This is a genomic window from Lysinibacillus cavernae (genome assembly GCF_009724685.1).
Taxonomy (GTDB): domain Bacteria; phylum Bacillota; class Bacilli; order Bacillales_A; family Planococcaceae; genus Lysinibacillus; species Lysinibacillus cavernae.
In genome coordinates, this window is the sequence record NZ_WMEF01000018.1 from 46,091 (window position 1) to 58,650 (window position 12,560).

The window sequence follows — 12,560 nt, forward strand, 5'->3', positions numbered from 1 at the left end:
TACATAAGTAGGGAGGTCGATTAAAGGGGAATGTTGGAATATATTAATGGGGGCAGATACTATTAAGGTTCTTAGCTGTATAGGTTTGCGAGATTACCAAATACAAGCAACTTACTATCTTACATTTTGAACGAAGTCTTTCGCAGAAGGGAGAACTGGTCCATTTGCCGTGGGATTTGACCACAACATCGTACTAAGACTCAAAGCAATACTGGAAATAAAACATCGAACCTTAGTAAAAAAAGAAACTCCATTTTGATTAATCATTTTCAAAACGGAGTTTTTCAATTTGATAAACAAATAATAAACCTTAATTTAAATGTGAGCAGAGCCACTCACAAATGCTGCATCTTGATAATACATATTTTTCACAAGAACATTTGGTCCTAAGCATTTGACTGCAGGACAATGGCAGTTGAGCGATTTCGCCAAGTCTGTTGCCATCCATTTGTCAAAAATGGCTGGTAGCTTGTCATGCTCAATATTGCCGAGTGCAGGTGTATCTCCAAAATCAGTTACGATTACATCACCAGTAAAGATATTGATGTTTAATCGTGAACGACCGTCTGGGTCATTCCGCATTGTAACATTCTTCGCTGTTCGTAGACGTTGCAGCAACTTTTGATCTTCTTCATTCATACTGCAAGGGTAGAATGGGAGTGTTCCAAACAACATCCACGTATTGTCATCACGAATATCGAGTAGATGATGAATCGCTTTACGCGTTTCCTCTAGCGATAAAGAAGTCAGGGCACTTGCAAAGTCTGATGGGTACATTGGATGCAGCTCATGACGTACACATTTCATCTCATTGATGATTTGGTTATGGATATGTTCTAAGTACGGTAAAGTTTTCTTATTTAACATTGTTTCCGCGGATACCATTACACCATGTTCTGCAAGCATTTTTGAGTTATCAATCATGCGTTGAAATAGAGCTGCACGTTGGTCATAAGTAGGTTTGCGCTCCATCATGGCAAAGCCCGTTTCCACAAACTCATCAATCGTACCCCAGTTATGGGAAATATGAAGGACATCTAAATAAGGAGCAATCAGTAAATAGCGTGCTGGCTCCAATGTTAAGTTAGAGTTGATTTGTGTCCGTACGCCTCGTTCGTGTGCATATTTCAAAAGCGGTAATACATAATTTTGGACAGATTTTTTACTCATCATCGGTTCTCCACCCGTAATGCTGAGTGTTTTTAAATGAGGTATTTCCTCTAAGCGTCGCAAAATTAATTCTATTGGTAATGCCTCAGGGTCTTTATTTTGCAATGTATAACCGACGGCACAGTGTGCACAGCGCATATTACAAAGTGTTGTTGTTGTAAATTCAATATTTGATAGTGTCATCTCCCCATGTTGCTCCACATCTAAATAAGCTTCCCACGGATCAAAGACAGGCGTTATTTTTTGTAAGGTCGTCATCTTTCGTACATCTTCCTTTCTAGCATTCTATTGTCTCATATTCATCGAAAATTTCAAATACGAAATTACAGAATGGGCTATTTTAGGACTAGACGAACATATTTTTACCCAATAAAGGGAAATGAGTGCAGTTTCAATTGTCTAGAAACAAATCAGTGTTAAAGCGCATACATGTCCTAATATTCTGGAAAAGGGTGTAATAGGCCATTTTACTGTTATTTTTTTAAAAAAACGTTATCATGGATAGAGTAAATAGTCACAATGCATCGAAGAAAGTGGGAACGGACATGACGAAATATAAAACACTATTGTTTGACGTGGATGATACGTTACTAGATTTTGATTTAGCTGAAAATGCTGCACTTGACCGCATGTTTAAAGAAGAAAACATACCAACTACGCCAGAGATGATTGCGCGTTACAAAGAAATTAATGAGTCTATGTGGCGAGCTTTTGAACGTGGAGAAGTAACAAAAAATACATTACATAATACTCGATTTGCGATTGCTTTAAAAGAATTTGGAATAGAAGTTGATGGCGTCTACTTTGAATCACTGTTCCAAAAATATTTGCAGGAGGCTCATCATTATGTAGAGGGTGCGTATGATGTGATTGCTCAACTAGCAGAGCAGTATCATTTATATGTTGTGTCAAATGGCGTAACAATTACACAAAATAAGCGACTAGTGGATGCGAATTTAGCGCAATATTTTAAGGGCATTTTTATTTCAGAGCAAACAGGCTATCAAAAACCAATGCCAGCCTTTTTCGATTATGTTTTTGATCGAATCGAACATTTTGATAAAGATAAAACGCTTATTATCGGTGACTCTTTAACATCCGACGTAAAAGGCGGTTTGCAGTCAGGTATCGACACATGCTGGTTTAACATCCATAACATTGAAAACATAAGTGGCATTGAACCACATTATGAAATAAAAGAATTACACGAATTACATGATTTATTGAATATTAAAATACCACAGTATTAGCAGTTTAGGCACTTCCTTTGTTCATTGGATAAAGGAAGTGTTTTTTTAGCTATATATCCCTGGCATTCATTTTTTCAACAAACGGCATAGGTATAAAAAACAAGGGAAAAGGCAAAACCTTTTATGAGACTAGTTTCCATGAAAGGGGAAATATTCGATGAATATGGTTTTAACTGCTAATAAACGTCATAAAGGACGTCAATCTTCTTTAACACAGCTTCGACAAAATGGCGCCATTCCTGGTATTGTCTACGGCTTTCAAATGGAATCAACAGCTATTTCGTTAGATGCTAGGGCCTTTACGAAAATGCTAGCTCAGCACGGCACTAAAAGCGTTTTTCAACTAGATGTAGAAGGAAAGCGTGTGAATGCCGTATTAACGGAAGTGCAGCGTTGCGCCTTAAAGGGGAATGTTAAACATGTTGATTTTAAGTCCATCAATATGTCAGAGGAGCTTGAAGTGGACATTCCAGTGAATGTCATCGGTGATGCTATCGGAGTTGCAGATGGCGGTTTCCTTCTACAACCAAATCGTGAGGTTCGTATCAAAGTGAAGCCAACTGCCATTCCGGAAACTATTGAAATAGATGTCACGAATGTTGCCATTGGGACTTCACTATATGTAGGAGATATTCGTCAGCAGTTTTCATTTGAAATTTTACAAGAGGATGACTACACGCTTGTGACCATTACACCACCGCCTGCTGAAAATGTGCAAGAAGATGATACAGTGGATGATACGCCTGAAGTAATAGAAGCAACAGGACAAAATAGTGCTGAACCAGAATCATAATGGAAAGAGGAGCCATCTTACGCTACGTAAGTGGCTCCTTTGTATTTTTTATAACAGTTGCTGTATAGATTTGCGATAACGATAATAAACGACGACATACATCCCACATGTTGCTAAAAATAACCATGGTGGAATAAAACGCAAAAGGGCGAAGGGTGTTTCAAATATAAAAGCAAATAGGAATGCTAAACCTTCTTTATCCCATAAGCCAGGCGTATAATAGGCAGCTTTTATGCTGAATAAGGAATCGAAGTCAGCATTGGCATAAAAAATCATTAACAAAAGGAAAGAGACTAAGGCCCAATGGCTTGCATGCTGCATTAAGCGTTTGTGTTTAGCGAGATACGAATCATGATCCGAAAATAATTCATCATGGCCATCTTTTCTTTTTAACCAATAATAGGTTCCATCATACGACTTTTCTTTTAAAGGGCGCCACCCAAAATCCTCATGTAATTGCTTATAGTGAGGCTGCTCTTTTGTTCGAGATCTTGCTGATAATCAATTCGAATAACTTGTTCATGATCTGTAGTACGCTTAAATGTATAAAAGCCTGCAGAATTTATGTTTGTGCAAACTAAGCCTTTGGATAACATTTGATTTAACCATTGTTCTTCCTTTTCAATATCAAAAAAAATTTTAAACTTTATCATGTTTATCAGCTCCTTCATATAAAGATAAAATTCGTTGCAACCGTTGTTGCTCGGCCGCTAATATTTCTAATCCCTCAGCGGTAGTTTGGTAAACCTTGCGTCTCGAATCCTCGGTTGTAACAGGAGTAATCCAATGATATTTCAATAAATTTTCGATTGCACCATACATGGTACCAGCAGCAATTCTCACACTACCAGCGCTCATTTCCTCGATTTTTTGCATCATCGCATAGCCATGTAACGGTTCACGCAAAGCAAGTAAAATATAATGCATGGTTTCAGATAAAGGCAGTAATTTATGTTTTTTCACTAGGTCACCTCAAATATACAGTTCAACTATATAGTTAAATTATATATAGTTGAACTGTATATTGCAACTGTATAAAAAAAGACAATGCATTTTTGCATTGTCTTGTAAACTTATACGACAGCGCTTTTCACGCCAGTCCATCTCATAAATAATTTTTCATTATAGGTTAAGGCAAATTGTACAATTGGCCCAAGCCCAAATGCCATGATGACTGTACCAATACCAATAGGGCCGCCTAGTAAAAAGCCAATAACAGCGACTGTTACTTCCATTGTTGTACGAGAACGTGTGACACTCCAGCCAAGCTTATGGACCATCATTAGCATTAACGTATCGCGTGGACCGATGCCCAAATTGGCTACCATATACATACCGCATCCCCAGCCCAATAAAACTAATCCTGTAAGGTAGGAAACAAGTTGCATCCAAAAACCATCTATTTCAGGCAACCAATAATTGAAAATATCAATAAAAATCCCTGCCAAAAACATATCAATAAAAGTCCCTGGTAATGGGAATTTTTTTGTGATCAGCATATCAAATGCTAAAATTGTGAGACCCAATATAATGGACCACATGCCGATTGTTAACCCCAATGTTTTCGTTAAGCCAATATGTAGTACATCCCAAGAGCCAACACCAAAAAGTTGCCCTTTGATTGTTAATGTGATGCCAAAAGATAGCACGATAATGCCTGTTATGAAAAATAAACAGCGCGTAAAAAAAGCTTGTTTCATTTTTTAACCCTCATTCATCCCAAAATTCCTGTTGTCCATCCAATTATTATAACAATAGATTGTCGATTTGCCCGAAGATTGTCATTTCACATTTTTCAAAAAAATGCGGTTTAGCTTTTGCGGGAGAGGGCAAAATAGATATGTAGATGAAAGGAAGGGATGAAATGACTTCTGTACGTGATGAAATTTTAGAAGTGTTAAATCGAGAAAAGATTGGAACGATGGCGACTGTAGAAAATGGCAAACCGTACTCTCGCTATATGACGTTCCAACATGAAGACTTTGTATTATATACGGTGACGAATAAACATTCTGAGAAAATGGAAGAACTTCGTAAAAACCCCTATACCCATATTTTATATGGCTATGAAAATGAGGGCTTTGGTGATGTGTATGTGGAAATAGAGGGACAGCTCACAGAAGTACACGAAGAAGGAATAAAAAATAAAATAGCAGAATTTTTTACGAGTATCTTCGTTGGCAATCAGGACGAAATGGTGACATTAAAAATTGAACCCATACGTATGCGCTTGATGAATAAAAAGGGACAACCTCCTAAAGAGCTAGAATTTTCGAACGGTCATTAATTAATGGCCGTTTTTTACTGGCGCAACCAAAAATAGTTGCATTGTTTGGTATCTTTCAGGCATGATAGTTCATAAAAGAAAAAGGAGTATAGGCTATGACGACAAAATTACAACAGTTAACGCAAAATATCTTAACATCACAAGGAAAAGTAGAGGCAGATTTTATTCTTAGAAATGCACAAATTGCGGATGTTTATACGTTAACGTGGAAAAAAGCAGACATTGTTGTGAAAAATGGGGCTATTGTGGCACTTGATCGCAATCATAAATTTCATGCCAAAGAAGAAGAGGATGCGGCAGGAAGCTATGTCATTCCTGGATTAATCGATGGTCATATACATATTGAATCTTCCATGTTAACACCTGGAGAATTTAGTCGAGTTTTACTTCCTCATGGTATTACAACAGTCATCACAGATCCGCATGAGATTGCCAATGTCGCAGGGGCAGAAGGTATTCAATTTATGCTCGATGATGCGCAAAAGGCGGATATGGATATTTTTGTGATGCTTCCATCAAGTGTACCTGGTACGCAGTTTGAAAATGCTGGCGCGACTCTAACAGCTAAAGATTTAGAGCCATTTTTGACACATGAACAAGTTCGTGGCTTGGCAGAGGTCATGGATTTTCCAGCAGTGTTAAATGGGGAAGAAAGCATGCTTCAGAAAATTTTACTATCACAGCAAGCCAACCTAGTAATCGATGGGCATTGTGCAGGCTTACAGAGTGAACAGATTACAGGCTATCGAGCAGCAGGTATTCAAACTGATCATGAATGTGTGACAGCACAAGAAGCTATTGACCGTGTAGAGCAGGGGATGTATGTACTGATTCGAGAGGGCTCAGCAGCTAAAAACTTACGTGATTTGTTACCAGCTGTTCAGCCACACAATGCTCGTCGCTTTGGTTTTTGTACGGATGATAAATATGTCGACGAGTTAATCGATGAAGGTAGCATCAACTATGATGTTGCCATGGCAATAGAAGAAGGAATGTCTCCATTGCAGGCGATTCAGCTAGCTACTGTTAACACAGCAGAATGTTATCGCTTATTTGATCGAGGTGTGCTAGCACCAGGCTATAAGGCTGATTTTGTGCTAATAGAGAATCTGTCGAGTATGCAAGCAAAAGCTGTTTGGAAAAATGGGCGAAAAGTCGCTGAAAATGGTGAAATGCTGACAAGTCGTCAAGAGCCAATTGTTCCTGCTCATATCCATCAATCAGTGCATTTACCAACGATTACAAAGGATATATTGCAGCTCACGTTTACCAAGGGCACGAAGGCAAATGTCATGGAAATCGTTCCAAATCAGCTGATTACCAATCATGTAGTGATGGATGTGCCTGTTAAAGAAGGTGTCTTTGTACCATCCGTAGAACAAGATCTATTGAAATTAGCAGTAATTGAACGTCATCATCATTTGCATACAACAGGTCTAGGAATTGTCAAAGGCTTTGGCTTACAAAAAGGGGCGGTAGCCACAACAGTAGCACATGATTCACATAATGCCCTTGTCGTAGGTACTAACGATGAGGATATGGTACTTGCCCTATCACGCATTCAGGAAATCCAAGGAGGCTTCGTTATTGTAGCAGATGGTGAGATCTTAGCGGAAATGCCATTAACAATAGGCGGCTTAATGACGGATGTACCAGCTCCACAAGCGAAAGCGCAGCTAGCCAGCTTGCACAGTGCGTTGCAGCAGCTCAACCCAACATTAGATTTCCACTTTCTACTGACATTTTCTTTTGTCGCTTTACCAGTAATCCCTGCTTTAAAACTAACGGATACAGGGTTATTTGATGTGACAACCTTCCAGCATATATCTGTTGAAGTATAAATGATAAAACGACCTAATGGCTTAGTGGCTCTAGGTCGTTTTTTTATGGGCTTTTGTACGAGCTTTTAATTGTTTATTTAAAATGGCTGCTTGCGCAAGTGTTTGTTCATCGTTAGCGATACTCCCTACTTAAACTAATGAAGCGGTTTAGTGGAAGACGGTTCATACTGGAGGGTATTGTGAATTTTGAAAATATGGTAAAATAAACAAGTGATAATAAATTGGAAGATAATGAGAAATGGTAATTACGCCTAGGCTTTTTGATTAAATGTACTTTAACAAACAGGTGCGTTAATGAAAGGTCAATGAGTTGCATAGGCAGCTCTTTTTTCTTTATTGCAATGACTGAAAAACATATTTCATATCAAAGGAGGAAACGAAGTTGAAATTGATTTGTAAAGCATGTCATTTAGAAATTTCTGAATCATTATCAGAATTAAAAGACCTGAACTTGATTAATGAAAACGATGGTCAAGATTATATTCCTAGAGGCTTTTATTTAATTCAAGAGGAAACTGCTTACGAATTATTGAAAGGTTCTATCATTATAAACATTAAGGATTTAATCAATTCAAACCGTCATTCAGATAGCAGTAGATTAAATGGTTGTTGTGGTCTTGACGGCTGTGATGGAATGAACAGGGTTTGCTTGCATGATCACGAAATTGGTACAGAATACTCTGATTGTTGGACGTTTCATAAAGTTGTATTAAATCCAGAGTTAGTACAATTTATTGAAGATTGACACTCGTTCCTTATTCAGCTTACTGAGCAGGTTAGTTGAAGAGCGTTGTTTGACTTGTATTCAACATTCGGGCCATAATGTGAAATAATAAAATTTGTCATTATTTTAATGTGTAGTAGACTTAGTAATTATATTTTTTCCTCCTAATTACTTGGAATGAATCTTTTTATTTTTTAAACAAAGAGGAGAGTCAATATGGAAGTCGTATATTTTGCAGGTGGATGTTTATGGGGCGTACAAGCTTTCATAAAAACGTTACCTGGAGTTATATTTACCGAAGCAGGAAGAGCTAATGGAACAAGTCATGCACTTGAGGGTGATTATGATGGGTACGCCGAATGTGTAAGAACAGGATTTGATCCGACAGTTGTAACAATCAAGGAATTAATGGGCTATTTTTTTGAAATCATTGATCCATATAGTTTGAATAAACAAGGACAGGATGTTGGCGAGAAATACAGAACAGGAGTTTATAGTGAAAAGCCCGAACACTTAACAGAGGCGAAGGCGTTTCTTGTTGAGAGAAATGATTACGATCTTATAGTAGTTGAAGTATTACCTCTTACAAACTATATGAGAAGTGCAGAAGAACATCAAGATAGGTTAGCTAGATGTCCAGATGATTATTGTCATATTCCAGAAGAAATATTAAATAGGTACAAGTAGGGAAGATGATTAAAAGATGGTTTATGGTTTTCAGAAATTATTTACCATAAAATACAAGGAATGATTATAGTGACAATTTTCATATGATTATTTCCAGTAAGTAAGAAAATCACTATGTAAATTATAGGAAAGGTGTGATAGAATACATTAATTTGTGTATTTGGCTATTAATCGCCCGAAATCACAAATTTTAGAGAGGGGGAGACGTTTCGTTGGAATTTAAAGGATGTAGCGTTTACGATCAAACGGATTTTTTAAAAAATTACATGACTAGAAGAAACAGAAAAGATAGTCCGAATAATGCAATTGAAGGTCCGATTATCTATGAATTAATTGGGAGATTTCAAGATAGTAGTGTTTTAGATTTAGGATGTGGTGATGCATCGTTTGGAAAAGAACTCTTACATTCAGGAGCAAAAAAATACACAGGAGTAGAAGGTTCTGAACAATTGGTGGAAGTGGCACGCTCTAACATACTTGAGCAAAACGGGACAATACACTTAGAAACAATGGAGTCTTATGATTATCCAAAAGAGGCATTTGATCTTGTAACATCTCGATTTGCTATCCATTATGTTTCAGACATTAACCGCCTGTTTCAAGATGTTCATAAAACACTTAAAGAAAAAGGCAGATTTGTTTTTAGTATACAGCATCCACTTACAACTTCGTCATTTACTAGTAAGCAATCTGGAGATAAACGAGGTAATTGGATCGTCGATGACTATTTCTGTGAGGGGGAAAGAAAAGAGCCTTGGATTGACCAAATAGTGGTGAAGTATCATCGTACAATCGAACATTATTTTATTGCACTTAAACAAGCTGGCTTTTCAGTTCTCGATTTACGTGAAGGTACACCAAAGCGTGAGCATTTTAGTAATGAAGATGAATTTATTAGAAGACAACCAATTCCGATTGTACTGGCTTTTTCTTGTGTGAAGTAAATAAATAGTTTAATAGTATTGATTGTTGTAATAGGGTGCGATTGTTCAATAGAGCAATCGCTTTTTTACTAACGGGGAGGTTAGTTTTACAAATGATATTAATTAAAAACAATAAAAGGAATGGAGTGAATGATGATAGATTTAGGTCAATATTCACATAATACTTTTCCAGGACTTACTTGGTACCTAGTCTATTTCATCAATGGGATATAGGTATTCACTTTGAATTAGGGGCTGGAATTCCACCCATTTTAGTATTTATGAAGTAACATACAAAAAGGAATGGTGAAATGAGACAAATTATTGCAATGGGTGGTGGAGGTTTTTCTATGGAGCCAGAAAACCTTTTACTTGATAAATATATATTAGCTCAAGTTAAGAATGACTTACCAAAGGTGTGTTTTGTACCTACTGCAAGTGGAGACCAAACAAATTATATTGAAAGATTTTATCAGGCATTTAAGACCCTTCCTTGTCAACCTTCACACTTATCATTATTTGAGCCAGAATTTATTGACTTAGAAAGATATATTCTTGAGCAAGATGTAATCTATGTCGGGGGTGGCAATACCCGAAATATGCTTGTTTTATGGAAAGAATGGGGTTTAGATAACGTTTTGAAAAAGGCTTATAAAAAAGGGATTATACTTGCAGGTTTAAGTGCTGGTTCAATTTGTTGGTTCGAAGAAGGATTAACTGACCCATTGAATGCTCCTTTGTTTAAGTTGGATTGTTTAGGGTTCTTAAAGGGTAGTAACTGTCCCCATTACGACGGGGAGAATAAAAGAAAGCCTGCATATCACCAATTCATTTCAGAAGGGAAAATAAAAGAAGGTTATGCAGTTGATGATGGTGTGGCCCTTCACTTTATAAATGAAAAAGTATCTTCTACTATTAGTTCTAGACCAAAAGCAAAGGCATACTTTGTTAAACGTAAGGATAGTGAAATTATTCAAAATGAGATTAATACAATTTACTTAGGCAGTTTATAATGGGCACTTTTTAACTAACAGGTGCGTTTCTACAACAAATGGAGACGCTTTAGTTAAAGCATTGTTAATTGAATAGGATGAAATTGCAAAGACTGAAAAAAGGGTTTAATCGAGTTTTGTATTTGCTGATTAATAGAGCTTGAACGAAAGTGATAAATCAAGGTCGATGTTTACAGAACAGAATAAGAAAAGCCCCAATATCCGTCTTTTTCTAAAGTGAATACTGGGGAAAGCAATTTTAATGGTGATATCATCTAACGTTTATTTTCATTTTGATCACGACTGAAGATTATTTCCTCAGCAAACTCTTCTCTGTTTTCACGCTCTCTGTTAGCATTTTGGTTTTGATTTTGCTGTTTTTTGTTGTCTTGAGTTTTATTATTTTTATGTTTATTATTACCCATTTTCATCTCACCTCCACCATTAGTGTGAGTGAAACAAGATTTTTTATCCTCAAAACTTTCAATTAATCATGTATATATGATGCAACAACATTTGGATTTAGTAACATTTTCACTTCCACAACATGCTATGTTTACTTAAAGGAAAACCTTCATCCAGTTCACTGCACTGAAAGTTCCTATGAAATAGCTTAATCTTGGCTGACTGGTAATAAAGCAATGATCCCAAAAGTTGAAAATATAATTAGCTCGAAACTAGCATCTATAATGTCCTTGTAACAGACGTTTGTAGAGCATACAAAACCTTTGCAAAAATCAAATCAAATGATGGAAAATACGTTATTAAAAGGGAGCAGAATAAGCTTTTTAGTTTGTATAGCTAAGTTTGTTTTGGAGGGAGAACTAAATGGAAAATTTTTTTATAATACTTATGGGCTTTTTTATCGTTATGGCAAATACGATTGGCTTTATATTTTACAGAAAAAAGAAAAACCTATATTTTTCTGCTTTTATAATATTACTACTTGCAGTCTTATTTGGTGCAATCGGTGGTACATTAGCGATAGTAATTATTCGTGACCCTTTTGCAATGTTTTATGGCATGCAACTAGGGTACTATTTAATGATAAATAGTGTCATTGTTTTTATAATTGCACTTTTAGCAAGCATCACAAAAAAATATAACATCAGAAATATATACCATTAATGTATAGTAAGGATAGATATGTAAAATGGAGGAAACAAGTGTAATGAAACAAGTTTTACTTTTAATATATGGTTGTAACTTAGACCATTCCAATATTAGCTTTTTAGAGAAGGATCGGTTGAGTCGATTTGAGGTAGAATGGGATTACGTTCCTTGTAAGTTAAATGAAAAACGGGATATATTATTTCAATATGATGTTTATGATGTGAACTTGGAAAAGAATCGAAAGTGTTCATGTAGGTGGTTTAGTAAATATTTAATAAGTGAACGTCAATTAGAGGCTTTTGAATACTCGCTTTCTAAATTAAATATGGGCACGTATATCCGTTGTAATCCAGATATTAGGGGTCACATTGAGGTGATTGTAAATGATTTAGAATATTCTGCAGGTATACTAGGAACCGAAGATAGTAAAATGTTGATTTTTTTAATAGATGAAGAATCAGAAAATAATGAAATGATTCGCTCTAAATTACATTTAGTTCCATCAGAAATGCAAGTTTTGACTATTGATAATGGGTTTAGTTACGAAGAAAGTAAGTTGAAAGTGAAAGAATGGATAGAAGGGATTTTACGTGCGATTGCGATTGTTTTATAAGAACAGTCTCTTATTATGTTAACGAGGCTTTACTTCAATAAGGAGTAAAGCCTTTTTCTATTTATACTAACGGTGCAGGTTAGTTCCACAGTATTGTTTAACTTGTGTTCAACAAAACCAGCTAATAGTTGTCAAGATTTTTCAATAAAAATATTAAAACCTACATG

General features: G+C 36.2%; 15 protein-coding genes and 2 pseudogenes. 11 read left to right on the forward strand and 6 right to left on the reverse strand.

The window, feature by feature from the left end; translation table 11 throughout:
- Nucleotides 1-315: 315 nt before the first annotated feature.
- Complete coding sequence (gene yfkAB / locus GJU32_RS21955) at nt 316-1,428, reverse strand: radical SAM/CxCxxxxC motif protein YfkAB (RefSeq protein ID WP_155594033.1); 1,113 nt, start codon at nt 1,426-1,428, stop codon at nt 316-318.
- A 287-nt stretch (nt 1,429-1,715) separates the two neighbouring features.
- On the opposite strand from yfkAB, the gene GJU32_RS21960 reads away from it, so the two are divergent.
- On the forward strand, nt 1,716-2,420 hold the full coding sequence (locus GJU32_RS21960) for a YjjG family noncanonical pyrimidine nucleotidase (protein WP_155594034.1): 705 nt from the start codon (nt 1,716-1,718) through the stop codon (nt 2,418-2,420).
- Nucleotides 2,421-2,577: 157 nt separating this feature from the next.
- Entirely contained in the window at nt 2,578-3,213 is a 636-nt protein-coding gene (locus GJU32_RS21965; protein WP_155594035.1) for a 50S ribosomal protein L25/general stress protein Ctc, read from the forward strand.
- Nucleotides 3,214-3,261: 48 nt separating this feature from the next.
- Here GJU32_RS21965 and GJU32_RS23490 read toward each other — a convergent pair whose 3' ends face one another.
- From GJU32_RS23490 to GJU32_RS21980, 4 genes and pseudogenes are all read right to left on the reverse strand, one after another.
- Nucleotides 3,262-3,495 carry a hypothetical protein gene (locus GJU32_RS23490; RefSeq protein ID WP_230875122.1) on the reverse strand — a complete coding sequence of 78 codons (234 nt, stop codon included), beginning with the start codon at nt 3,493-3,495 and terminating at the stop codon, nt 3,262-3,264.
- 90 nt (nt 3,496-3,585) lie between these two features.
- Nucleotides 3,586-3,884, reverse strand: a pseudogene (locus GJU32_RS23500) (DUF2812 domain-containing protein); the annotation flags it as partial.
- On the reverse strand, nt 3,853-4,140 hold the full coding sequence (locus tag GJU32_RS21975; RefSeq protein WP_196426783.1) for a PadR family transcriptional regulator: 288 nt from the start codon (nt 4,138-4,140) through the stop codon (nt 3,853-3,855). The gene GJU32_RS21975 and the pseudogene GJU32_RS23500, both read right to left, overlap by 32 nt.
- 146 nt (nt 4,141-4,286) lie before the next feature.
- Nucleotides 4,287-4,913, reverse strand: coding sequence for a YczE/YyaS/YitT family protein (locus GJU32_RS21980; protein WP_155594037.1), 627 nt, complete (start codon nt 4,911-4,913; stop codon nt 4,287-4,289).
- A 164-nt stretch (nt 4,914-5,077) separates the two neighbouring features.
- Between GJU32_RS21980 and GJU32_RS21985 the strand changes: the two genes are divergently transcribed.
- The 6 genes from GJU32_RS21985 to GJU32_RS22010 all read left to right on the forward strand — a co-directional run bounded on the left by GJU32_RS21985 (nt 5,078) and on the right by GJU32_RS22010 (nt 10,688).
- A complete protein-coding gene (locus GJU32_RS21985; protein ID WP_155594038.1) occupies nt 5,078-5,500 on the forward strand; it encodes a pyridoxamine 5'-phosphate oxidase family protein in 423 nt (140 codons plus the stop codon).
- 95 nt (nt 5,501-5,595) lie between these two features.
- Nucleotides 5,596-7,341, forward strand: a complete 1,746-nt coding sequence (gene ade, locus GJU32_RS21990) for an adenine deaminase (protein WP_155594039.1) — start codon at nt 5,596-5,598, stop codon at nt 7,339-7,341.
- Between the two features lie 382 nt (nt 7,342-7,723).
- Nucleotides 7,724-8,086 (forward strand): hypothetical protein, encoded by a 363-nt coding sequence (locus tag GJU32_RS21995; protein WP_155594040.1) that lies wholly within the window; start codon nt 7,724-7,726, stop codon nt 8,084-8,086.
- Nucleotides 8,087-8,281: 195 nt separating this feature from the next.
- The gene (locus GJU32_RS22000; RefSeq protein WP_155594041.1) at nt 8,282-8,752 is read left to right on the forward strand and encodes a peptide-methionine (S)-S-oxide reductase; all 471 of its coding nucleotides are present in this window, start codon (nt 8,282-8,284) and stop codon (nt 8,750-8,752) included.
- A gap of 212 nt (nt 8,753-8,964) precedes the next feature.
- Complete coding sequence (locus GJU32_RS22005; RefSeq protein WP_155594042.1) at nt 8,965-9,696, forward strand: class I SAM-dependent methyltransferase; 732 nt, start codon at nt 8,965-8,967, stop codon at nt 9,694-9,696.
- Nucleotides 9,697-9,986: 290 nt separating this feature from the next.
- Nucleotides 9,987-10,688 (forward strand): Type 1 glutamine amidotransferase-like domain-containing protein, encoded by a 702-nt coding sequence (locus GJU32_RS22010; protein ID WP_155594043.1) that lies wholly within the window; start codon nt 9,987-9,989, stop codon nt 10,686-10,688.
- A 254-nt stretch (nt 10,689-10,942) separates the two neighbouring features.
- Here the strand turns inward: GJU32_RS22010 and GJU32_RS23270 are convergent, their stop codons facing one another.
- Nucleotides 10,943-11,092, reverse strand: coding sequence for a hypothetical protein (locus tag GJU32_RS23270; protein WP_196426781.1), 150 nt, complete (start codon nt 11,090-11,092; stop codon nt 10,943-10,945).
- Between the two features lie 225 nt (nt 11,093-11,317).
- Between GJU32_RS23270 and GJU32_RS23805 the strand changes: the two are divergent.
- From GJU32_RS23805 to GJU32_RS22020, 3 genes and pseudogenes are all read left to right on the forward strand, one after another.
- A pseudogene (locus GJU32_RS23805) lies at nt 11,318-11,436 on the forward strand (IS1595 family transposase); the annotation flags it as partial.
- Between the two features lie 59 nt (nt 11,437-11,495).
- Nucleotides 11,496-11,795 (forward strand): 3-isopropylmalate dehydrogenase, encoded by a 300-nt coding sequence (locus GJU32_RS22015; protein ID WP_155594044.1) that lies wholly within the window; start codon nt 11,496-11,498, stop codon nt 11,793-11,795.
- 43 nt (nt 11,796-11,838) lie between these two features.
- On the forward strand, nt 11,839-12,393 hold the full coding sequence (locus tag GJU32_RS22020; RefSeq protein WP_155594045.1) for a hypothetical protein: 555 nt from the start codon (nt 11,839-11,841) through the stop codon (nt 12,391-12,393).
- The last annotated feature ends 167 nt before the right edge of the window (nt 12,394-12,560 follow it).